This is a genomic window from Lysobacter enzymogenes (genome assembly GCF_023617245.1).
Classification (GTDB): domain Bacteria; phylum Pseudomonadota; class Gammaproteobacteria; order Xanthomonadales; family Xanthomonadaceae; genus Lysobacter; species Lysobacter yananisis.
Genome location: NZ_CP067396.1, coordinates 1,430,005 through 1,453,557 on the forward strand (window position 1 = coordinate 1,430,005; position 23,553 = coordinate 1,453,557).

Below are 23,553 nucleotides of genomic sequence, written 5' to 3' on the forward strand. Positions count from 1 at the left end.
ATGACCGCCTTGCGCGAAGCCATCGACACCACCACGCTGGGCTGGATCAAGCCCGAGCTGGACGAAACCCTGCGCCAGGCGCGGCAGGAGATCGAGGCGTTTGCCGAAGATCCCGCCGACGCCGCGCGCATGCGCGTGTGCGCGAATCATCTGCATCAGGTGCATGGCACCCTGCGCATGGTCGAGCTGTACGCCCCGGCGATGGTCGCCGAGGAAATGGAGCGGCTGGCGCTGGCGCTGCAACAGGGCGGCGTGCACGACCGCGACGAAGCCTGCGCGGCGCTGATGCGCGGCGTGGTGCTGCTGCCGGACTACCTGGAACGCCTGCAGGGCGGCCACCGCGACATTCCGATCGTGCTGCTGCCGCTGCTCAACGAGCTGCGCGCCACCCGCGGCGAGTCCGGGCTCAACGAAAGCGTGCTGTTCGCGCCCAACCTCGACCGTCCGCTGCCGGCGCACCTGCCGCCGCCGCTGCCGGTCGGCGCGGCCGGCGGCCGCAACGCCAGCGCGCCGCACCTGGCCTCGCTGCGCGAAGCCCTGGCCGCGTGGCCGGAGGACGGCGCGCCGGGCAAGGTCGTGCAACTGGCCTCGGCCATCGACGGCCTGCTCGCCGAAGCCGTGCTGGAACCGGTGCGGCGCATGCTGTGGGTGGCTTCGGCCGTGGCCCACGCGGTGCGCGACGGCGCGCTGCCGCCGACCCGCGCGCTGCGCCAGGCCTTCGGCGGGGTCGAGCGCGAAGCGCGCCAGCTGCTGTCCGACGACGGCTTCAGCGCGCCGCGCGGCGAACCCGCGGCCGAGCCGACCCGCCAGCTGCTCTACCACGTGGCCCACAGCGACGGCCGTCATCCGGCCCTGGACGACCTGCGCCAGACCTTCGAACTGGCCTCGCAGCTGCCGAGCGAATCCGAACTCGAACACGCCCGCGGCAGCCTCAGCGGTCGCAACCGCGCGCTGCTCGACACGGTCGCGGCGGCGATCAAGGAAGACCTGCTGCGGGTCAAGGACGCGCTCGACCTGCACCTGCGCACCAACCAGACCGACCCGGGCGAACTGCGTCCGCAGGTCGAGGCGCTGGCGCGGGTCAGCGACACCCTCGGCATGATGGGCCTGGGCATGGCCCGCACCGTCGTGCTGCAGCAGCGCGACGCCATGAACGAGATCGTCGAGGGCCGCCGCGCCGCCGACGAAGGCACCCTGCTCGACGTCGCCGGCGCGCTGTTGTACGTGGACGCCTCGCTCGACGATCAGGTCAGCCGTCTCGGCCTGCCCGAGGACAAGGCCGAAGAGGACCTGCTCGCCGGCGAGGCGCGCAAGGTGCTCGACGTGGTCGCGCGCGAAGCCATCGCCAACTTCGGCGACGCCCGCCAGTCCTTCGTCGCCTTCGTCGAGACCAAGTGGGATCACGAGGAACTCAGCGAAGTGCCGCGCGTGCTCGACGAAGTCGCCGGCGCCTTGCGCATGATCGAACTGCCGCTGGCCGCCGATTACCTCACCGGGGTCAAGCGCTACACCGAAGTCGAGCTGATCGGCCGCCGCCGCGTGCCCAGCGGCCAGCAGCTCGACACCCTGGCCGACGCATTGGCCAGCCTGGAGTACTACCTCGAAGCGCTGCGCGAGCAGCGCCCGAACCGCGACGACATCCTCGACATCGCCCGCCAGAGCCTGGAAGCCCTGCGCTACTGGCCGCTGCCGGACGTGATCCGGATCGAGCCGCCGGCCGAGACCGTCGCGGGCGTGCCAGACGCGAGCGCGTCGGCCACGAGCGCGCCGGCGCAATCCGCCGCCGCGCCGCAGCCGCCGGCCGCCGAAGCGCTGCCGCCGCAGATTCCGGTCGCACCCGAATGGGGCCTGGCCGAGATCGAAGCGCCGCAGCGCGCCGACGGCGAGCCGCTGTCGATCGATACCGAACACGGCGCCGCCCAGTACGCGTCCGCGTTCGACGCCGAGCCCTCGCAGGCGCCGGCGGCCGAACCGGCCGACCTCACCGAACGCGTGTCCGGCGGGCTGGTCAACACCGCGCTGGTCGAAGCGGTGCCGTCGGCGCCGCCGTCGTTCCTGACCCCGTCCGGAGGCGCCCACGGCGGCTTCGAACAGGTCGACGACATCGACGACGAAGTGCGCGAGATCTTCCTGGAGGAATTCGAGGAAGAGATCGGCAATCTCGAACAGCTGTTGCCGGCCTGGCGCGAAGCGCCGGACGACCTGACCCGGGTGCAGCCGGTCCGCCGCGTGTTCCACACCCTCAAGGGCAGCGGCCGCCTGGTCGGCGCCAAGACCCTGGGCGAGTTCAGCTGGAAGATCGAAAACCTGCTCAACCGCGTGCGCGAGCATGGCCGCGTCGCCAGCCCGCAAGTGCTGGACCTGGTCGATCAGGCCTACCGCGCAATGCCGGCCTTCTACGCCGCGCTGCGCAACGAGGCGCCGCTGAGCGTCGACGTCGCCGGCCTGGAAGCGCACGCCGACCTGCTCGCCAGCGGCGAGGAAGCCTTCTATCAGCCGCCGGTGCCCGCGGTCGAGGCCGCGGTCGAGGAAGCCGCCGCGGCGCCGGTCGCCGACGGCCCGTACGTGCCGGCCTCGGTCGACCCGGTGCTGCTGGAGATCCTCGACGGCGAAGTCGCCGGCCACCTGGTCACGATCGAATCGTGGCTGGCCGCGGCGCGCGTGCGCCCGCAGCCGGCCAACGACGCGCTGCAGCGCTCCATCCACACCATGAACGGCGCGTTCGCGATGACCGAAGTGCCGGTCATCACCGACGTCACCGGACCGACCGAAGCCTACGTCAAGCGCCTGCTCGCCAGCGGCGCGCCGGCCAGCGCCGAGGGCGTGGCCGCGATGGACGCGGTCGCCGCGGCGATCCGCACCACCATCCAGGCGCTGAAGTCGGCGACGCCGCACGTGCCGCTGTTCCTCGGCCTGCCCGAGCGCATCGCCGCGTTGCGCGACAGCTTGCCGGACGCGCGCCTGCCGATGATCGCCGACGAGTTCGACGCGGGCTTCGACCAGCCGGCGAGCGAAGTCGCGGGCGAGCTCAGCGCCACCGACCTCAGCGCGTTCCAGGGCGAAGGCCCGGGCGGCGCCGAAGTGCCGGAGGGCCGCAGCGACGGCCGCGGCACGTCGGAGTTCACCATCGACTTCGCCTCCTTCGCCGGGTCGCTCGGCCAGAGCGACGCGACGCTCGAGCGCGAAGCGGCGGAGCGCAGGGCCGAAGCCGAGCGCCTGGACGCCGAACGCATTGCCGCCGAGCACGCCGAAGCCGAGCGTCTTGAAGCCGAACGCGTTGCCGCCGAGCAAGCCGAGGCCGAACGTCTCGAAGCCGAGCGTGTTGCCGCCGAGCAGGCCGAAGCCGAGCGTCTCGAAGTCGAGCGCATTGCTGCCGAGCAGGCCGAGGCCGAACGTCTCGAAGCCGAACGCGTTGCCGCCGAACAGGCCGAGGCCGAGCGTCTCGAAGCCGAGCGCATTGCCGCCGAGCAGGCCGAGGCCGAACGTCTCGAAGCCGAACGAGTTGCCGCCGAGCAGGCCGAGGCCGAACGTCTCGAAGCCGAGCGCGTTGCCGCTGAGCAGGCCGAGGCCGAACGTCTCGAAGCCGAACGTGTTGCCGCCGAGCAAGCCGAAGCCGAGCGTCTCGAAGCCGAACGCGTTGCCGCCGAGCAAGCCGAGGCCGAGCGTCTCGAAGCCGAACGCGTTGCCGCCGAGCAAGCCGAGACCGAACGTCTCGAAGCCGAGCGCATTGCCGCTGAGCAGGCCGAAGCCGAACGCCTGGAAGCCGAGCGTACCGCCGCCGAACAGGCCGAAGCCGAGCGTGTCGCGGCGGAAAAGGCAGAGGCCGACCGCCTCGCCGAAGAAGAACGCCTGGAATACGAGCGCCTGGAAGCGCAGTACGCCGCCGAGGCCGAAGCCGCGCGTCTGGAAGCCGAACGCGCCGAGACCGAAAAGGCGGAGGCCGAACGTCTGGCCGCCGAGCGTGTCGCGGCGGAGCAAGCAGAAGCCGAGCGCCTCGCCGCCGAGCAGGCGGAAGCCGAACGCCTGGAAGCCGAACGCCTCGCCGCCGAGCAAGCCGAAGCCGAGCGTCTGGAAGCCGAGCGTCTCGCCACCGAACAGGCCGAAGCCGAACGCCTGGAAGCCGAACGCCTCGCCGCCGAACAGGCCGAAGCCGAACGACTGGAAGCCGAGCGCGTCGCCGCCGAGCAGGCCGAAGCCGAACGACTGGAAGCCGAGCGCCTCGCTGCCGAGCAGGCCGAAACCGAACGTCTGGAAGCCGAGCGTCTCGCCGCCGAGCAGGCCGAAGCCGAGCGCCAGGAATACGAACGCCTGGAAGCGCAGTACGCGGCCGAGCGCCTGGCCCGCGATCAGGCCCAGGCCGATGCGCTGGAGCCGGCCTACCTGCACGATGCCGCGCACCTGGACGAACAGGCGCCCGCCGCCAACGACGAAGCCGAACCCGCCGTCGCCGCGAGCACCGTCGCCGGCGTGTCCGCCGCGCTGGCTGCGGCGTTCGCCAAGGCCGCCAACGCCGATCCGGATCCGGACCAGGCGCTGGACCTGAGCGAGCTCGATCCCGAACTGGTCGACATCTTCGTCGAAGAAGGCGGCGACCTGCTCGACCACTCCGACGGCCTGCTCGCGCAGCTGCGCGAAACGCCGGGCGAGCGCGAACTGTTGGTCGGCCTGCAGCGCGACCTGCACACGCTCAAGGGCGGCGCGCGCATGGCCGGCATCATGGCCGTGGGCGAACTCGGCCACGTCATGGAGTCGCTGCTGGAATCGGTGGTCGACCACCGCACCGAACTGGGCCGCGACAGCGTGGTCCTGCTCGAGCGCGGCTTCGACCGCCTGCATGCGATGGTCACCCGGGTCGGCCAGCGCAAGGCCATCGCGATGCCGACGGCGTTGATCGCGATGTTCGAGGCGCGTTCGCGCGGCGAACTGAACCTGGGCACGATCGAGGCGCCCGCCGCCGTCGCCGCGCCCGAGCAAGCGGTTGTCGACGACACCGGCCTCAAGCCGCTGTCCGCGCCGATCGTCGACGCCGCGCCGCTGGCCGACGACGACGACATCGGCGTGCGCGCCCCGCAGGAGCAGGTGCGCATCCGCGCCGACCTGCTCGACCGCCTGGTCAACTACGCCGGCGAGGTCGCGATCTACCGCGCCCGCCTGGAACAGCAGCTCGGCGCGTTCCGCGGCGCGATCGCGGAAATGGCGCAGACCAACCTGCGCATGCGCGACCAGCTGCGCCGCCTGGAAATCGAAACCGAGGCGCAGATCATCGCGCGCTACCAGCGCGAGGGCGATGCCGGCGAGCATTCCTTCGATCCGCTGGAACTGGACCGCTTCTCGACCCTGCAGCAGCTCTCGCGCGCGCTGTCGGAATCGGCGGCCGACCAGAACAGCCTGCAGATCACCCTCGACGACCTGACCCGCCAGTACGAAACCCTGCTGCTGCAACAGTCGCGCGTCAGCTCGGAGCTGCAGGAAGGCCTCATGCGCACGCGCATGGTGCCGTTCGATACGCTGCTGCCGCGCCTGCGCCGCGTGGTGCGCCAGGCCTCGAGCGAACTCGGCAAGCAGGTCGCGCTGAAGCTGGAAGGCACCCAGGGCGAACTCGACCGCAACGTGCTCGAACGCATGACCGCGCCGCTGGAACACATGCTGCGCAACGCGGTCGCGCACGGCTTGGAAACCCCGGCCAAGCGCCGTTCCGCCGGCAAGGCCGACGAAGGCACGGTGCGCATCGCGGTGCGCCGCGAAGGTTCGGAAGTGGTGCTGGAAGTCGCCGACGACGGCGCCGGCCTGGACCGCGCGGCGATCCGCCGCCGCGGCGAGGAACGCGGGCTGGTCCGCAGCGACGCGGTGCTGTCCGACTCCGACCTGGACATGCTGATCCTGGAGCCGGGCTTCTCCACCGCCGACGAGGTCAGCCGCCTGGCCGGCCGCGGCGTCGGCATGGACGTGGTCGCCAGCGAAGTGCGCCAGCTCGGCGGCGCGCTCGACATCCAGTCCACGCCCGGCCAGGGCGTGCGCTTCACCCTGCGCCTGCCGCAGACGCTCGCGGTCACCCAGGCGGTGTTCGTGCGCATCGGCGACACCACCTTCGCCGTGCCGATCGCCTCCGTGCGCGGCGTCGGCCGGCTCTCGCGCGACCTGCTCGACCAGGGCGACGTGGCCTACCGCTACGGCGGCGAGGACTACCACGTCCACGACCTCGGCGTGCTGGTCGGCCACGCGCCGGCCAAGGCCGAAGGCCAGCTGCAGATGCCGTTGCTGCTGATCCGCTCGGGCGACCTGCGCGCGGCGGTGTCGGTGGACCAGGTCGTGGGCAACCGCGAAATCGTGGTCAAGCCGGTCGGCCCGCAGGTGGCCTCGGTGCCGGGCATCTTCGGCGCCACCATCATGGGCGACGGCCGCGTGGTGGTGATCCTCGACGTCGCCCCGCTGGTGCGCCGCCGCACCGCGCAGCTGCTGGACTTCGCCCAGAGCGCGCCGCCGCCGGCGGTGCCGGTCGAGGCGCGCAAGGTGCCGCTGGTGATGGTGGTCGACGACTCGGTCACCATGCGCAAGGTCACCGGCCGCGTGCTGGAGCGCCACAACTTCGAAGTGGTCGCGGCGAAGGACGGCATCGACGCGCTCGAGCGCATGGCCGAGCGCGTGCCCGACCTGATGCTGCTCGACATCGAGATGCCGCGCATGGACGGCTACGAATTGGCCACGCAGATGAAGGCCGATCCGGTCCTGCGCAACGTGCCGATCGTGATGATCACCTCGCGCAGCGGCGAGAAACACCGCCAGCGCGCGTTCGAGATCGGCGTCGAACGCTATCTCGGCAAGCCATACCAGGAGCCGGAATTGATTCGGAACGTGTTCGAACTGTTGGGAATCGCGCGTCACCATGGCTGACGGCGATCGTCGTGTAGTGTTGTTGGCGCGCGCGGGCGTGGCCTGCGAGCGCCTGCGCAATGCGCTGGTCGAGGCCGGCGCGCAGTTGGTCCTGGAAGGCGATCCGACCGTGCTCGACCCCAAGGCGCTGGATGCGGCCGACCCCGACGTGGTCGTGGTCGTGCTCGATCCGGCCGCCGAGGATGCGCTGGACCGGTTCGAGAACCTGCTGGTCGATCCCTCGATCGAAGTGATCTTCGAAGAGGCCGAACTGGCCGCCGCGCGCGAAGGCTGGGACGCGGCGCGCTGGGCGCGCCACCTCACCGCCAAGCTGCATCGCCACGGCGACGTGCTGCCGCCGGGCCGCGAGCCCGAGCAGCCGGCGCCGCCTGCGCTGCAGGCCGAGGGATTCCAGCGGCCGCTGCAGGAAGGCTCGCCGCTGGCGCAGGAACCGGCCGAAACCCAGGCGCCGGCCGCCGGCGACAACGTGCTGGCGTTCGTGCGCCCCGGCGCCGCGGCCGCGCTGGCCGCCGCCGAGTTCGCGCCGGCATCGACCGAGTTCTCGGTCGATGCGCCGTCGTCGCGCGAGGATGCCGCGGCCGCCGAATACACCCTGGACATCGCCGAGCCGGCGGCCGAATACGTCGAGTTCGACGACGGCGCCGCGCGGGTGCAGTTCGACGCCGCCGAATCCGCGGCCGCGGCCGCGGCGCAGCCGGACCCGGATGCCGCCGGCCTGGACTCGATCGGTTTCGACCAGGGCGCGCTCGATGCGAGCGCGCTCGACTCGACCGCGCTCGACGCGGCCGATCTGGATGCGGCCGATCTGGACGCGGCCGATCTCGACCCGGCCCGCCTCGACTCGATCGACTTCGAGCCCGCCGGTTTCGAAGCGCCCGCCAGCGAGCCCTCCAGCCACGCCGCTGCTCGCTTCGATGCCGCCGATTTCGGCGAGATCGAGGAAATCGAAGCGGTCGAAGCGCTGCCCGCGTTCGATCCCGGCGACGAACCGCCGCCGGTGCCCGCGGCGCACGCCAGTTTCGATCCTGTTTCGGCCGAATTGCCGGCCGATCCGCTGTCCTTCGGCGGCGAATCGCTGGGCGAGCTCGACCGCGTCGCGCCGACCGGTTCGGCCGGCGACCGCGTGCTGACCGAGCCGCCGCCGCTGCCCGACGAGGCGCGCGAGTTCTTCGCCCGCCAGGCGCTCGGCCCCGGCGACGAATCCATCGGCGCGAGCGCGCCGGCCGCGTCGCGCGACAGCAACGATCTGGAATTCGACTTCTCCAACCTGACCCTGGAAGCCGGCGATTACTCGACCCAGGTGCCGGGCGAAGCGCAGCCGTTCAACGGCCAGCGCCACGACTGGCAGGCCGAAGGCGCCGACGCCGGATTGCCGCCGCTCGACGAGGCCGGTCTGGGCGAGATGGAAATGTGGCGCGCGCCGGCGCCCGGCCAGGTGCAGGAACTGGTCGATCTGGACGCGACGTTCGCCGCGAGTGGCAACGAGGCCGGCGCCGGCCTGGACTTCGACGACGGCAGCGTGCCGCCGCCGTTGCCGCCGGCGACGCCCGCCCGCAGCTTCGACAGCACGCTGGAGTTCGCCAGCGACGAACCCGCGCCGGCGCAGCCCAAGGGTCCCGCCCCGGTCGCGCCGTCGGTGCCGGATTGGTCGTTCGCCGACGAAACCAGCCTGGTCGAAGCCGCGACCGGCCAGAGCGGTGCGCATGCGCCGCCGGGGCCGCGGCACGACCTGGAAGAGATCGAACGGCGCATCTCCGGCCTGGAGCTGGTCGCCGACGGCCCGGCCGAAGCCGACGCCGTCGCCAGCGGCGGCCGCGGCGGCGCGGTGCTGGTGCTGGCCGGCATCGGCGGCCCGGACGCAGTGCGCCAGCTGCTCGGCGCGCTGCCGGACAACTTCGACCGTCCGGTGCTGGTGCAACAGCGCCTGGACGGCGGCCGTTACGACAAGCTGGTGGCGCAGATGCAGCGCGCCACGCCGGTGCTGGTGAAGCTGGCCGAAGCCGGTGCGCGCACCATCGCCGGGGTGATCTACATCCTGCCCGCCGGGATCGGCATCGAGGTCTCCGACAGCGGCATCCAGTTCGCCGAAGGCGGCGAGGTGCTCGAGGTCCTGCCGGCCGGCGACAGCGCGGTGCTGTTGTTCAGCGGCGCCGAACCGGCCCAGGTCGACGCGGCGATGGCGCTGGCGGCGAACGGCGCGATGGTCGCCGGACAGGCGCCGGACGGTTGCTACGACGCGGCCGCGGCCAGCGCCGCGATCGCGCGCGGCGCCGGCAGCGGCCAGCCGGCCGAACTGGCGGCGCGGTTGGCGGCGCGCTGGTCGCGCCAGTGATCGCGGGCGCGGGTTCGCGCGCCGGCTGACGGGCGCGCGGATGCGCGGGCCCGGCATCGCCGGCCGCGATCGCCGCCGGCGATCCACGCGGGACGCGCGTCCCGCGTTGCGGCCTTCACCGCCGCCGCAGCGATGCGGCGCGCGGGCGACACCCCGGCGGCGCGCGCGCGCCGCTACCGTCCACACGGCTCCGCCCGGCGGAGCTTCAGCCACACGGCCGCGCGCGACGCGGCGAGGAACCGCGCGATGTCCAACGAAACTCCCGATCGCGACGACGCCGCGGCCGACCCGGCCGCCACGAACGAGGTCGCGCAGGCCGCGGCCCACGACGGCGCGCCCGACGACGGCGCGCTCGCCCAGGGCGCCGCCAACGACATCCGCGGGGTCATGATCCAGGTGGCCGGCGCGCGCCTGCTGCTGCCCAACGCCACCATCGCCGAGGTGCTGTCGTACGCGCCGCCGGCGCCGATCGCCAACGCGCCGCGCTGGCTGCTCGGCCAGATCCGCTGGCGCGGCTGGAGCCTGCCGATGATCGCCTTCGGCGAACTGTCGGGCCTGGCGCGCGAACCTGGCGGCCTGGGCAGCAAGGTGGTCGTGCTCAAGGCGCTCAGCGCGGCCTCGCGCCTGCCGTACTTCGCGATGCTGACCCAGGGCTTCCCGCGCCTGGTCACCGTGTCCGCGTCGGGCCTGTACCTGCAGAGCCGCGAGGACGAAGCGCTGCCGCTGGGCGTGCAGGCGCGGGTGCGTCTCAACGACGACGCCGCGCTGCTGCCGGATCTGGAAGCGGTCGAGGCGATGATCGGCGAAGCCCTCGCGCAAGCCGCGTGAGCGCGGCGCCGGCGCAGGGCCCGGCGTCCGCCGCCGCGCCGCGCGCGCCGTCGCCCAAACGCTACGCCTCGGTCGACGCCCTGCGCGGGCTGACCGTCGCGGCGATGCTGCTGGTCAACGATCCCGGCGACTGGAGCCACGTCTACGCGCCGCTGCTGCATTCGGACTGGCACGGCTTCACTCCGACCGACCTGGTCTTCCCGATGTTCTTGTTCATCGTCGGCGTGTCGATCGCGCTGGCGATGCTGCCGCGTCTCGACGCCGGCACGCCGAGGCCGGCGCTGCTGCGACCGGCGCTGTGGCGCGCGCTGCGCATCTTCGGCCTGGGCCTGCTGCTGCACCTGATCGCGATGTGGGTCGTCGATCGCGAGTTCCTGCGCGTGCCCGGCGTGCTGCAACGCATCGGCCTGTGCTTCGCCGCGGCCGCGTGCATCGCCCTGTACCTGCCGGCGCGCGCACAATGGGCGTTGTGGGGCGCGCTGCTGTTGGGCTATTTCGGCCTGCTCGCCGCGGGCGGCAGCTACGAACCGTTCGTCAACATCGCCAGCCGCATCGATTTCGCGATCTTCGGCGCGCACGTCTACCAGATCGACCCCGCCAGCGGCCGCGGCCACGATCCGGAAGGACTGGTCTCCACGCTCGGCGCGCTCGCGACCACGCTGCTCGGTTTGCGCGCCGGCGATTGGCTGCGTCGCGGCCGGATGCGCGAGTTGTGGGTCGCCGGCGCGATTTGCCTCGGCGCGGGCTGGGCGCTCGGCCTGCTGCAGCCGATCAACAAGAACCTGTGGACGCCCGCCTACGTGCTGTGGGCCGGCGGCTGGTCGTGCTGGATCCTGGCGCTGTGCCACGTGCTGGTCGACCGCAGGGGCTGGCCGCCGCTGGGGCGCGCGTTCGGCGTCAACGCGATCGCCGCGTACGCCGGTTCGGCGCTGCTGCTGTACCTGCTGATGGCGCTGGGCTGGCTGGAGCCGCTTTACCGCCACGGTTTCGCCGACTGGATGACGCCGCGGTTCGGCCCCTACCTGCCGTCGCTGGCGTTCGCGCTCGCGTTCGTCGCGCTGTGGTGGCTGGTGGTGCGCGCGCTGGATGCGCGACGGATCTACTTCAAGATCTAGGCCGCGCGCTTCGCCGCGGCCTGCGGCGGATCTACTGATCGCGAGTGCCATAGGGCGAGCAATCGGGCACGGAAGCCCGCGCTCAAGATGAACGCTAAGTGATCTTCGTCACGCTTTGGTTGTCGCTGCAACCATTGCCGAGAGATTTTTTCGCTCGAACACGTCCTAACCGCTTTCGCGTGCCGGGCGGCGGATTCGTGGGTGCCGCATACGCTGCGGCCGCGTTGGGCCCGTGTGCCACGGCGCCGTGGCGGCGTCCGGCATCGATGCGGTGGCGCATTGAGGCTCGGCCTTTTTTCGCGCGCTCGACCGCACGCCGCAGTATGCAAGTCCGACGCGACGCCGCCGATGTGCCGATGGCACCACGCATGCCGTACGCGCACGCGTAAACGATGCCAACCCTGCGTATCCGCAGCGCATCGCGATTTTTTCCTGCTGGACAAGGCGATTTCGCCTCGCTATCGAAGACCCCGCAAGCAAATGTCTCGCGATGCGACGGGGAGCACGGAACGCATCGCGAAACACAGGGGGCAAGGGGAGGGGGAGCGGCACGGCGACGGCGCACAGGCGACGGACGTCGGCCGCACCGTGCGAAAGGCGCCGCGTCGATCCGGTCGACGCGGCGCCCGACGCGATCGTTCCAGCCCGCCGGCTTCGATTTCCAGTTACGGCCCGGGAGGCTGCATGCGATTCGAACGAGTGTGTTGGGGCGCGCTGTCGTGGTTGGCGCTATCGCCCGCGTGGGCTGCCGACGGCGGCTACAGCGTGCTGGGCGACTGGCCGGTCAAGGTGGTGAGCGAATCCGGGATCGAAGCCGGGCTCAAGGGCAATTTCAGCTACGACGTCGCGCGCTTCGACGGTGCGCCCGGCTTCGCCGACGGCGACGCCTGGCGCCGGCAGGAGCTCAACGCCTACGTGCGCAAGCCGGGCGTGTTCGAGCTGACCCTGGGCTACGACCTGCACAACGAGGTCTGGCTCGACAACTTCGTGCGCGTCTCCGGCGCCGCCGGCGACCTGCGCATCGGCCAGTTCAAGACTCCGGTGGGCTACGAGGAAAGCGCGGTCGGCACCACCGCGACCACGTTCATGGAGCGCGCGCTGCCGGTGACCGCGTTCTACGCCGGCCGCCGCCTCGGGGTGGACTGGACGTACGAGAAGATCCCGAACTGGTATCTCAACGCCGCCGTCCAGGCGGGCGGCGATCTGCTCGGCGACAACCACGGGCGCACCCTCGGCGCGCGCGCGGTGTTCAATCCGGTCAAGGACGACGCCCAGGTGCTTCACTTGGGCCTGTCGGCCTCCAACGAGAAGCGCGACGACGACACCCTGCGCCTGCAGGTGCGCCCGGAAGCGTTCCTGACCGCGCGCCGGCTGGTCGACACCGGTGCGTTGAACCGGGTCGAAGGCATTTCGCGGTACGGGCTGGAAGCGATCTGGCAGCGCGGCCCGCTGCTGCTGCAGAGCGAATACCTGCGCATCGGCGTCGACCGCTACGGCGTGGCCGACTACAGCGCCGACGGTTACTACCTCGCCGCCTCGTGGGTGGCGACCGGCGAGAAGCGCGGCTACAAGAGCGGCGCGTTCGGCAACGTCAAGCCGAGCCGCGCCTGGGGCGCGGTGGAACTGGCCGCGCGTTATTCGCGCATCGATCTCGACGACGCCGGCGTCGCCCTCGGCGGCCGCCAGAGCGACTGGACCTTCGGCGCCAACTGGTACATCGGCCAGCACTTCAGGCTGCAGTTCAACTACGTGTGGACCGACGCGGCGCGGCGCGGCGTCGAGCTGGATCCGGAAATCGCGCAGTTGCGCGCACAAGTCTATTTCTGAGCCGACGGGGAGTCGCGCGCTATCGCGCCGGCTCCGCCGACGCGCATTCACAGGGGGATGAGGCTATGAAAGACAAGAATGCTGACAGCTTCTGGAAGCGTTATTCGGCGTTGCTGGCCGCGCTCGCGGTATCGCTGCTGATCGCCGCGGTGATGACTGTGCTGAGCGTGCGCCTGGGCGAGCGCATCGGCCAGGGCGTGGTGATCCGCGACGTCGGCGGCAAGCAGCGTACCGCGTCGCAGATCGGTTTGCGCGTGATGCTGGAAATGGAGCGCGATCTGCGCAACGGCGAGGTTCCTTCGCCCGACCTGATGAAGGAACTGCGCGACAGGACCACGCGCATCAACAACACGATCAACGCCTTCTACAAGGGCGGTACGATCCCGGAAGAGGCGGGCAAGAAGCCGCTGGAGCCCGATGGATTCTCCGACGAGATCGTCAGGACCAACCAGGAGATCGACAAGATCTGGCGGCCTTACAACGAACGCATCCAGCGCGTGCTCGCAGCGCCGGCCCCGGATCCGGCGTTGCTCGCCGAGGCGATCAGCTACGGCCGCACCGCGATCGTCGAACTGCAGAGCAAGTTCACCACCCTGGTCGACAAGACCCAGACCCAGAACGAAGTCGACAGCCACGACTTGACCCTGGTCCAGAACGTGGGCGCGGGCCTGCTGCTGCTGAACTTCCTGTTCACCATCTTCGTCGCCCTGGGCCGCCTGCGCGCGGGCGACCGCGCGGTCGCCCAGTCGCACAAGCAGACCGACGACATCCTGGCGACGGTGAAGGAAGGCCTGTTCCTGGTGTCCAGCGACTTTTCCATCGGCGCGCAGATGTCGCGGGCGTTGCCGGAGGTGATGCAGCGCCGGATCGAGCCGGGCATGAGCCTGATCGAAGTGCTGCGCCCGATGGTCGCGGCCTCGACCCTGGAAGCCACCCGCGACTACCTCGGCCTGCTGTTCGGCAAGCGGGTCAAGGAAAACCTGGTCGCCAGCCTCAACCCGCTGTCGGAAGTGCCGGTGGCCGGCGGCAGCGACGGACGCGGCCAGGCCCAGCCGCGCTACCTCAATTTCCAGTTCAACAGCGTGCAGGAAGGCGAGGGCACCGTGCACTTGCTGGTGACGGTGTCGGATGCGACCGAGCGGGTGCGCCTGACCCAGGAAATCGCCGCCGCCAAGACCCGCACCCGCGAGGAGATGGAAAGCCTGTTGCGCGTGCTCAGCCGCGATTCGGCCGAGGTGCGCTTCTTCCTGCACCGCATCGGCGTGGTGCTCGAACGCATCAACGACGATCTGCGCCAGGCCGCGGCGCGCCGCGGCGGCACCGACTACCTGGAACTGGTGCATGCGATCTTCCGCGACGTGCATTCGCTCAAGAGCGAGGCGGCGGCGCTGAATCTGGAGATGCTGGAGGCGCTGGCGCACAACTTCGAGGTCGACTTGATCGGCCTGCGCGACCGCGGCGAGGTCGAGGGTTCGGACATGGTCAAGATGACCGTGCACCTAGACGACATGTTCGAGTGCGCGGCGACGATCCGCGAGTTCCTCGACCGCATCGGCGGCGACGCCGCGCGCGCGCCGGCCGCGACGACGCCGGCGCAGCGCCTGGTCGAAGGCTGGAGCGGGCTGGCCGAACGCATCGCCCACGACCAGGGCAAGCAGGTGCGGTTGCAGATGCAGCTCGAGGGCTTGGAACGGGTGCCGGCGGAAACCCTTACCGCCTTGCGCGCGATCGGCCTGCAACTGCTGCGCAACGCGGTGGCGCACGGGATCGAGCCCGCGCAGGAGCGCGCCGCGCTGGGCAAGCCGGCGGCCGGGGCGATCGCGTTCCGCAGCGCCGACGCCGGCAGCCGCCAGATCGAGCTCAGCGTGCGCGACGACGGCCGCGGCATCGACGTGGCGCGGGTGCGCGCGGCGCTGGCGGCGTCGGGGCGCTACACCCAGGAGCAGATCGAAGCGCTCAGCGACCGCGACGCGATGATGAAGATCTTCGAGCCCGGCGTGTCGACCGCGGCCGACGGCGGCGACCGCGACGCCGGCCACGGCGTCGGCATGGATGTGGTGATGAAGCAGGTGCGGGCGATGGCCGGGACCATTTCCATGTCGACCAAGGTCGGCGCCTACACCGAGTTCCGCATCCGCCTGCCGGTGGCCGAGGCCAAGCCGGCGCCGGCCGCCGCCGCCGACGGCGGCGACTTCCAGCTGACTTTCTGACCGGGAGAACTTGATGAAACTGCTGATCGTCGACGACTCCAACGTGATCCGCCAACGCATCGCGCGACTGGCGGGCGATGCGAGGCTGCCGAACCTGGAGATCGTCGGCCAGGCCCGCAACGGCGCCGAGGCGCTGAGCCTGTTCGTGCGCCACCGCCCCGACGTGGTGACCATGGACTTGACCATGCCGGAGCTGGGCGGCGTGGAATGCACCGAACAGATCGTCGCCATCGACGACAACGTCAACATCCTGGTGGTGTCGGCGCTGAGCGACAAATCCACCGCGATCACCGCGCTCAAGAAAGGCGCGCGCGGATTCCTCTACAAACCTTTCACCGAAGACCAACTGGTCGAGGCCCTGCTGGAGATGCTGCCTACATGAGCGACCTCAACGAAACCGAGATCAAGGTCTTCATCGACGCGGTCACCAACTACTTCAACCAGCTGACCCAGGAACCGGCGAACGTGCGCGGCGCGTTCCTCGACGACAACGGCGGCACCGCTCCGGTGTTCGACTACAGCGGCCAGATCGCGGTCAGCGGCCAGTTCCGCGGCACCATCACCGTGTCGGCGCCGCGGGCGATGATCCGCCACCTGCTGCTGGCGCTCAACGAGAGCGACCAGTCCGACGCCAACCTGCGCGACACCATCGGCGAGCTGGCCAACACCCTGGCCGGCAACGCGCGCAAGCACTTCGGCGGCGAGATGGAGATTTCGGTGCCGCGCACCGCGGCCGGCGCGATCGGCGGCTCCGGCTCGCGCAAGCGGCCCTACGTGATCATGGTGAGCTGGAAGACCTACAGCGCTTCGCTGGTGGTGGATATCGAGCGGCTGGAATAAGCCGCGGGCGGTTTCGCGGAGCCGGCTCCGGCCGCACACCCGTCGGCGGGTGGAATCCCCCCTGATGCGCCGCGTCGAACGGGGTTGGAACGTGCGGTGCGGTCGGGGCCGGTCTTCGCGATCTGATGCGGGCGCGGCGAGCGCTTTGGTGGACTGCGTCGCGGCGGTGGCGCCGCGGCGATGGACGTCGCAGCGGGAGAGCGGCTGCGGCGGCGCTCGCGTCCGCCGCGCCGCCGTCGCGCGGTCGCCGCGGCGCGAAAGGAGCAGGCGATGAGCGAACATGCGAACGATCCCGAGGGCGGCTCGCGGCCGCCGCTGGCGGCCTTCGCCGTCGCCGCGCTCGGGCTGGCGCTGACGGCGGCGGCGCTGACGGCGTACTCGGCCGAGGGCCTGGCGGGCGCGGTGCGGTTGGCGTCGGTGCGTTACAGCCTGGGACTGGCCGCGCTCGCCGGCGCGGCCGTGACGGTCGGCGCGGTCGCGTTCCTGGCGCTGGGGCCGTTGCGCCGGCAGCGCGAAGAGCAGGCCGAACGGGCGCAATGGCGCGCGCGTTGCGAAGACCTGCTGCACGCCTTTCCCGATGGCGTGTGCCTGATCGATGCGGATTTCATCGTACGCGAACCGGTGTCGCCGTCGCTGTCCGCGGCGCTGCGGTGCAAGCTGTGGCCGGGCATGGATCTGGTCGAGACGCTGCGGCCGCTGCTCGCCGCCGAGACCGTCGAGGCCCTGCGCGCGTACCTGCGCCAGTGTTTCGCGGCGCGCGCCGGCGCGTCCGCGCCCGGGCGCAACCCGCTGCAGGAGGCGACGTTTCCTGGGCCGCCGTCGCGGCCATCGCAATGGGGGTTCCGCTTCGAACCGGTGCGCCACGGCGAACGCGTCGCTTACCTGTTGGTGATCGCGACCGACATCGGCGAGCGCCAGCGCATCGCCCGCGAACTGGCCGGCGCGCGGATGCGCCTGCGCGCGCAGATCGACGGCTTGCTGCGCGCCTGTTTGCGCGACGGGTTGCAGATCCGCAGTTGCCTCGGTCACGCCGACGCCGCGCTGGAACGCGCGCGCGTGCGCCTGCCGCGCCTGTGCGCCGCCGTCGGCGCGGCGGAACGCGAGGCCTCGCTGCGCAGCCTGTTGCAGGAGGCGCGCACGATCAAGCACGAAGCCGCCGAGATCGAACTGGAACTGCTGGAGACGCCGGCCCACCATCTGGAGCTGGATCTGCTCGACCTGCTCGAAAGCGCGGCCGCGGCGCGAGCCGGCGACGAGGGCGCGCGCCTGACCGGGCACCTGGAACTGTTGTTCGAGCGCATCGCGATGGTGCGCGATTTCGTGGTCGGCCTCGACGCGCGCGCCGCGCGCAAGAATGCCGAGGAACGCACGGGCGAAGCCGGTGGCGAGCGCGCGGACGGCGGTGCGGCGGACGGCGGCGCAGCCGGCGGCGCGGCGCTCGCCCGTCCGGCGCCGAGGACGGCCGCGGCGCTGCCTGCGCCGACAGCGTCGGCGGCGGTAGCCGAACCCGGGCCGGCGGCCGCGTTCGTAGCACGTCTGCGTCGTCCCGCCGACGAACCGGGATCGCAGGCGGTCGCGCACGATGCACGTGTGGCGGCCGCGACGGCGGCGTCGGCATCGGCGGTCGCTACGGCGGTCGTGGCGAAGGCCGACACGACGCCGGCGACCGGGCGGATGCCGACGACGGACGCCCCCGCCCTCGCGATGCGGGCAAGTTCAGCCGCGCCGACAACGGCGACGCCACGGCCTGCGTCCGCGCCGGCCGCCGGGATCGCGCCGGCGCCGGTCGCCGAACGCAAGATCGCCGCACCGGTTCCTGTTTCGGTTTCGCCGTCGCCTGCACGGCTGACCGACGCGGCCATCGCTGCGCTGGTGCTGTCGCCGCAGCGCAGCGAAGCAGCGCAAATGCACGCGCACGTTTCGAATCGCAGCGGCGATCGCGATGCGAGCGGGCCGAACGACATCGGGCCTGAAGAACTTCCCGCATCGCCATCCCCGGCCATGGACGCGCTCGCCGCCGCTTCGACCGATGCCGCCGATCCGTTCGCGCTGGTGCCGTTGCTGGCCTTGTCGGGCGACGGCGAGGCCGCGCTGCCGGCCGACCGGGCCGCCTTCGTCGATTGGGCCGCGCTGGCGCGGCGCCTCGCCGGCGCGCAGGGCAAGGCGGTGCGGGTGGAGGCCGTGCTCGATCCGTTCCCGCGCCTGCCGCCGGAGCGGGCGGCGATGCTGCGCGATGTCGGCATGGAACTGGTCGCCAACGCGGTGCTGCACGGGATCGAGCCGATGTCGGCGCGGCGCCGGCTCGGCAAGGACCCGGTCGGCGCGGTCCGCCTGACGTTGGGCTTCGACGAACGCGAGGGCTGGCTGTTCTGCGTGCGCGACGACGGTCGCGGCGTCGACCTGGCGCGGCTGCGCGACGCGCTGGTCCGCGGCGGCGCCTGCACGCCGGCCGAAGCGGCGCGGCTGAGCGAACGCGAGGCGATCGTGAAAGTATTCGAACCCGGCGTCACCACGGCGATGCAGGCCGAGGGCGCGCGCGGGCACGGCCTGGGACTGCCGAACGCGGTCGAGCGGCTGCGCGGCCTGCAAGCGAGGGTGTCGCTGGTGACCGTGCCGGGGCGTTCGACCGAGGTGCGGATCGCGTGGCCGCCGGGGTGAGGTTCGCGGAGAGCTGAGCGAAGAGCGTCGGGCCTGAAGGCCCTCCCACCAAGCGATATTCCCGCCCATAGGGCGCTGCCGCGCCCAGCGACGACTTCAAGTCCCACGCTTGGTGGGAGGGCCTTCAGGCCCGACGCTTTCCTGTCAGGCGCGACAGCCCCTCAAGCCAGATCGCCGAACCGTGCCTGCAACGCCGCGATCGCCGCCAGCCCCGCGGTCTCGGTGCGCAGGATTCGCGGCCCCAGGCGCAAACCCTGGAACCCCGCGGCGCGCAATTGTTCGCGGTCGAGCGGCGACCAGCCGCCTTCCGGCCCGATCGCCAGCAGCACCGGCGCGGTCGTGTCCACCTGCAAGGTCGAGAACGCCAGTTCGCCGTCCGGGTCGAGGATCAGCCGCAGTCCGCCCGGCGCCAGCGCCGTCAACGCCGCCGCCAGCGCCAGCGGCGCGGCCACCTCGGGCACCGCCGCGCGCCCGCTCTGCTCGCAGGCCGAGGCGACCACGCTGCGCCAGTGCGCCAGGCGCTTGTCGGCGCGCGCGGCGTCGAGCTTGACCTCGCTGCGTTGCGACCACAGCGGATGGAACGCGCTCGCGCCCAGTTCGGTCGCCTTCTGCAGGATCAGGTCCATCTTCTCGCCGCGCGCCACGCCCTGCAGCAGCACCAGCCGCAGCGGCGATTCGCGCGCGATCTCGTGCGCCGAGTCGATCGCCACCCGCACCTCGCGCTTGCCGATCGCGCTGATCCGGCCGTGGTAATCGCGCCCGTCGCCGTTGAACAGCACGCAGGCGTCGCCGACTTCGTGGCGCAGCACCCGCGCCAAGTGGGTGGCCGGGCCTTCCGGCAACGCCACCTCGCGCCCGGGCGCCAGATCGGTTTCGACGTGCACGCGGGTCAGTCTCATGCGTCGGCCTCGGCGATGGCGTGGTCGATGGCCTCGCGCGTGGTCCGCGCGAGCAGTTGCAGGGCGTCTTCGTCGACGCAGTACGGCGGCATCCAGTACAGCACGTCGCCGAGCGGGCGCAGCAGCACGCCGCGCTGCAGCGCGGCGCGGTAGGCGCGCAGGCCGATGCGCGCGGCCGGATCGAACGGCGTGCGCTTGTCGCCGCCGCGGGTCAGTTCGAACGCGACGATCATCCCGGCCTGGCGCAGTTCGGCCACGTGCGCGTGCGCGCCCAGCGGCGCGGCCAGCTCGGCCATGCGCGCGCTGGTGGCGCGGTTGCGTTCGATCACATCGTCTTCGGCGAAGATCGCCAGGCTCGCCAGCGCCGCCGCGCACGCCAGCGGGTTGCCGGTGTAGCTGTGCGAATGCAGGAACGCGCGTTCGCGCGAGTCGTCGAGGAAGCCGTCGTAGATGGATTGGGTCGCCAGCACCGCCGCCAGCGGCAGCGAGCCGCCGGTCAGGCCCTTGGACAGGCACAGCAGGTCGGGCATGACCCCGGCCTGCTCGCTGGCGAACATCGTGCCGGTGCGGCCGAAGCCGACCGCGATTTCGTCGGCGATCAGGAACACGCCGTGCTCGTCGCAGATCTCGCGCGCCAGCCGCAGGTATTCGGGATCGTGCATGCGCATGCCGCCGGCGCACTGCACGCGCGGCTCCAGGATCATCGCGCAGACCTGTCCGGCATGGCGTTCGAGCAGTTCGCGCAAAGCCTGGGCGGCCTGGCGCGCGCGCTCGGCCGGGCTCTGGCCCGGTTCGCACTCGTAGGCGTCGGGCGAGGGCGCGAACAGCGACTCGATCAGCAAAGGCGCGTAGATGCGCCGGTACAGCGGGATGTCGCCGACCGCGAGCGCGCCGAGGGTTTCGCCGTGGTAGCCGTTCTCCAGGGCGACGAATTTGGTCCGGCGGTCCTCGCCGCGGTTGCGGAACCAGTGGAACGCCATCTTCAGCGCCACCTCGACCCCGGCCGAGCCGTTGTCGGCGTAGAACACCTTGGCCAGCGGCGCGCGCCCGGCCTGGCGCGGGGCGATGGCGAGCAGGCGCTCGGCCAGCTCCACCGCCGGCGGGTGCGAGACGCCGGCCAGGATCACGTGTTCCAGGGTCCGCGCCTGCTCGGCGATGGCCGCGGCGATGCGCGGCTCGGCGTGGCCGAAGATATTGGTCCACCAACTGGAAATCGCGTCCAGGTAGCGGTGGCCGTCCTGGCCGATCAGCCAGGGCCCGCGGCCGCTGGCGACCGGCAGCAAGGGCAGGGTGTGCGGGTGTTCGCGCATTTGCGTGCACGGGTGCCACAGCACGTTCAAGTCGCGTTCGCGCCAGGCGTCCGCCGCAGCGTTGCCGGGCTCTGCTAGCATCTGGGGGTCGTGAGTGATCTCTCGCATCCTCCCATTATCGTGCCTTTTCGCCTTCCGCTCATCGCGCGCCCGTGCGCGCCGTCCGGGCCCGGAGCCGCGCCATGAGCCGGCGGCTGCCGATCGTCCACAACGTCGTCGAGCACGACGCCTCCGGCTACCGGATGGAATCGCTCGACCTGGAATTCTCCAACGGCGAACGCCGCCGCTACGAGCGCCTGCTCGGCCGCCCGCGCGCGGCCGGCCCCGGCGCGGTGATCGTGGTGCCGATGCTCGACGATGAGACCGTGCTGCTGGTGCGCGAGTACGCCGCCGGCGTGCACCGCTACGAGCTGGGCCTGGTCAAGGGCCGGATCGACGCCGGCGAGAGCGCCGTCGAGGCCGCCGACCGCGAGCTCAAGGAAGAGGCCGGCTACGGCGCGCGTTCGCTGACCGTGCTGCGTTCGCTGAGCCTGGCGCCGACCTACATGATCCACCAGGCCTATCTGGTGCTGGCGCGCGATCTTTATCCCGAGCGCCTGCCCGGCGACGAACCGGAGGAACTGGACGTGATTCCGTGGAAGCTCGACCGCCTGCACGAACTGATCCTGCGCGAGGACTTCTCCGAAGGCCGCAGCATCGCCGCGCTGTTCATCGCCCGCGAGTGGCTCCGCCACGGCGAGCCCGCGCCGCCGCCGGCCGAGACCGTCGATCCGGCGGCCGGCGCGGAGATCGCGCCATGAACGCGCCGGCCGCTCCCGCCTTCCATGCCGACGCCGCCCTGGTCGAAGGCGCCATCGCCATCGCCCGCGTCGCGGCCGCGGCGATCCTGGACATCTACGACGGCGAATTCGCGGTCGAGCGCAAGGCCGACGCCTCGCCGCTGACCGCCGCCGACCTGGCCGCGCACCACGCCATCCTCGCCGGCCTGGCCCGGCTGACTCCGGACATCCCGGTGCTGTCGGAGGAATCGGCCGACGAAGTCGGCGTCGAACAACGCCGCGGCTGGGAACGGCTGTGGCTGGTCGATCCGCTCGACGGCACCCGCGAATTCGTCAAGCGCAACGGCGAGTTCTCGGTCAACCTGGCCTTGATCGAGCGCGGCGAACCGGTGTTCGGCGTGGTGCTGGCGCCGGTCGGCGGCGCGCTGTGGCACGGCGCGCGCGGCGGCCACGCCTATCGTCGCGACGGCGAGCAGGAGCGCCGCATCCAGGTGCAGACGCCGCCGGCGCAGCCGCTGCGGGTGGCCGCCAGCCGCTCGCACCACAGCCAGCGCAGCGACGACTTCCTCGCCCGCGCCCACCGCGAGGCGCCCGGCGGCATCGCCATGGTCAGCCTGGGTTCGTCGCTGAAGTTCTGCCGCATCGCCGAGGGCTCGCTCGACCTGTATCCGCGCTTCGGCCCGACCAGCGAGTGGGACACCGCGGCCGGCCAGTGCGTGCTCGAGGCCGCCGGCGGCGAGCTGCTGGATCCGCAAGGCCGGCCGTTCCGCTACAACCAGCGCGACAGCCTGCTCAACGGCGACTTCATCGCCCTGGGCGACGCCTCGCTGCCGTGGAGGGCCTGGCAGGATGGCTGAGGTGCTGAACCTGCCGCCCGGCATCGCCGGCCTGCTCGAGATCATGGCGCGGCTGCGCGATCCGCAGCGCGGCTGCCCGTGGGACGTCGAGCAGACCTTCGCCACGATCGTGCCGTACACCATCGAGGAAGCCTACGAAGTCGCCGACGCGGTCGACCGCGGCGACCGCGAGGCGCTCAAGGACGAACTCGGCGACCTGCTGCTGCAGGTGGTGTTCCATGCGCGCATGGCCCAGGAAGAGGGCGCGTTCGGGTTCGACGACGTGGTCGCGGCGATCAGCGACAAGATGGTGCGCCGGCATCCGCACGTGTTCGGCGAGGCCAGCGTCGAGGATGCGCAGGCGCAGACCGCGGCCTGGGAAGAACTCAAGCGGCGCGAGCGCGAGGCCGCCGGCGAGGCCGACGCCTCGGCCCTGGCCGGCATCGCCCGCGGCCTGCCGGAATGGCAGCGCGCGGTGAAGCTGCAAAAGCGCGCCGCCACGGTCGGCTTCGACTGGCCGGCGCCGACGCCGGTGATCGCCAAGCTGCACGAAGAGATCGAGGAAGTGCGGGTCGAATTCGACGCGGTCGCCGCCGCGCCCGACGACGCGGCCGCGCGCGACCGGTTGGAGGAAGAGATCGGCGACGTGCTGTTCGTCTGCGCCAACCTCGCCCGCCACGCCAAGGTCGACGTCGGCGCCGCGCTGCGCCGCGCCAACCTCAAGTTCGAGCGCCGCTTCCGCGCGATGGAACTGCAAGCCGCGCAGGACGGCATGGCGCTGGCCGAACTGCCGCTGGAGAGGCAGGACGACTATTGGGAACAGGCCAAGCGCGCCGAGCGCGGCGAGTGAGCGCGGCGCGGCGGGCGGCGACCTGAGCGAAAGGCCTCGGGCCTGAAGGCCCTCCCACAACCGCCCGGTTCGTGCATTTCCCGCGGGGCCGCGCTTTTATGAGAGGGCCTTCAAGCCCGACGACAGCCTGGTTCGTGCATTCCCAATGGCCCGCGCTTTCGAGGGAGGACCTTCAGTC

The 23,553-nt window shown here is 71.7% G+C and carries 13 protein-coding genes and 1 pseudogene; 12 read left to right on the forward strand and 2 right to left on the reverse strand.

Annotated features, from left to right (window positions below):
* The 9 genes from JHW41_RS06160 (at position 1) to JHW41_RS06200 (ending at position 18,701) form a co-directional block, all read left to right on the forward strand.
* Positions 1-6,891 (forward strand): Hpt domain-containing protein, encoded by a 6,891-nt coding sequence (locus JHW41_RS06160; protein ID WP_250449358.1) that lies wholly within the window; start codon positions 1-3, stop codon positions 6,889-6,891.
* The gene (locus JHW41_RS06165; RefSeq protein WP_250449359.1) at positions 6,884-9,223 is read left to right on the forward strand and encodes a chemotaxis protein CheB; all 2,340 of its coding nucleotides are present in this window, start codon (positions 6,884-6,886) and stop codon (positions 9,221-9,223) included. Before JHW41_RS06160 ends, JHW41_RS06165 begins: the two co-directional genes overlap by 8 nt.
* A gap of 387 nt (positions 9,224-9,610) precedes the next feature.
* Positions 9,611-10,051, forward strand: coding sequence for a chemotaxis protein CheW (locus tag JHW41_RS06170; RefSeq protein WP_123647086.1), 441 nt, complete (start codon positions 9,611-9,613; stop codon positions 10,049-10,051).
* Complete coding sequence (locus tag JHW41_RS06175) at positions 10,048-11,166, forward strand: acyltransferase family protein (RefSeq protein WP_284499533.1); 1,119 nt, start codon at positions 10,048-10,050, stop codon at positions 11,164-11,166. The genes JHW41_RS06170 and JHW41_RS06175 overlap by 4 nt, the downstream gene beginning before the upstream one ends.
* Before the next feature lie 684 nt (positions 11,167-11,850).
* Entirely contained in the window at positions 11,851-12,993 is a 1,143-nt protein-coding gene (locus JHW41_RS06180) for an OprO/OprP family phosphate-selective porin (RefSeq protein ID WP_158229858.1), read from the forward strand.
* Positions 12,994-13,058: 65 nt separating this feature from the next.
* Positions 13,059-15,203, forward strand: coding sequence for an ATP-binding protein (locus JHW41_RS06185; protein ID WP_250449360.1), 2,145 nt, complete (start codon positions 13,059-13,061; stop codon positions 15,201-15,203).
* A gap of 13 nt (positions 15,204-15,216) precedes the next feature.
* Entirely contained in the window at positions 15,217-15,585 is a 369-nt protein-coding gene (locus JHW41_RS06190; protein WP_057948671.1) for a response regulator, read from the forward strand.
* On the forward strand, positions 15,582-16,043 hold the full coding sequence (locus tag JHW41_RS06195; protein ID WP_057948670.1) for a chemotaxis protein CheX: 462 nt from the start codon (positions 15,582-15,584) through the stop codon (positions 16,041-16,043). The genes JHW41_RS06190 and JHW41_RS06195 overlap by 4 nt, the downstream gene beginning before the upstream one ends.
* Before the next feature lie 270 nt (positions 16,044-16,313).
* Positions 16,314-18,701 carry an ATP-binding protein gene (locus tag JHW41_RS06200; RefSeq protein ID WP_250449361.1) on the forward strand — a complete coding sequence of 796 codons (2,388 nt, stop codon included), beginning with the start codon at positions 16,314-16,316 and terminating at the stop codon, positions 18,699-18,701.
* A gap of 161 nt (positions 18,702-18,862) precedes the next feature.
* Here the strand turns inward: JHW41_RS06200 and JHW41_RS06205 are convergent, their stop codons facing one another.
* Complete coding sequence (locus JHW41_RS06205) at positions 18,863-19,600, reverse strand: 16S rRNA (uracil(1498)-N(3))-methyltransferase (RefSeq protein ID WP_250449362.1); 738 nt, start codon at positions 19,598-19,600, stop codon at positions 18,863-18,865.
* The gene (gene bioA, locus JHW41_RS06210) at positions 19,597-20,991 is read right to left on the reverse strand and encodes an adenosylmethionine--8-amino-7-oxononanoate transaminase (protein ID WP_217497715.1); all 1,395 of its coding nucleotides are present in this window, start codon (positions 20,989-20,991) and stop codon (positions 19,597-19,599) included. The genes JHW41_RS06205 and bioA overlap by 4 nt, the downstream gene beginning before the upstream one ends.
* Before the next feature lie 101 nt (positions 20,992-21,092).
* Between bioA and nudE the strand changes: the two are divergent.
* The 3 genes and pseudogenes from nudE to mazG all read left to right on the forward strand — a co-directional run.
* Positions 21,093-21,638: pseudogene (gene nudE, locus JHW41_RS06215) on the forward strand (ADP compounds hydrolase NudE); the annotation flags it as partial.
* Between the two features lie 68 nt (positions 21,639-21,706).
* Positions 21,707-22,546 carry a 3'(2'),5'-bisphosphate nucleotidase CysQ gene (gene cysQ / locus JHW41_RS06220; protein ID WP_250449363.1) on the forward strand — a complete coding sequence of 280 codons (840 nt, stop codon included), beginning with the start codon at positions 21,707-21,709 and terminating at the stop codon, positions 22,544-22,546.
* On the forward strand, positions 22,539-23,375 hold the full coding sequence (mazG, locus tag JHW41_RS06225; protein WP_250449364.1) for a nucleoside triphosphate pyrophosphohydrolase: 837 nt from the start codon (positions 22,539-22,541) through the stop codon (positions 23,373-23,375). The genes cysQ and mazG overlap by 8 nt, the downstream gene beginning before the upstream one ends.
* Positions 23,376-23,553: the final 178 nt, after the last annotated feature.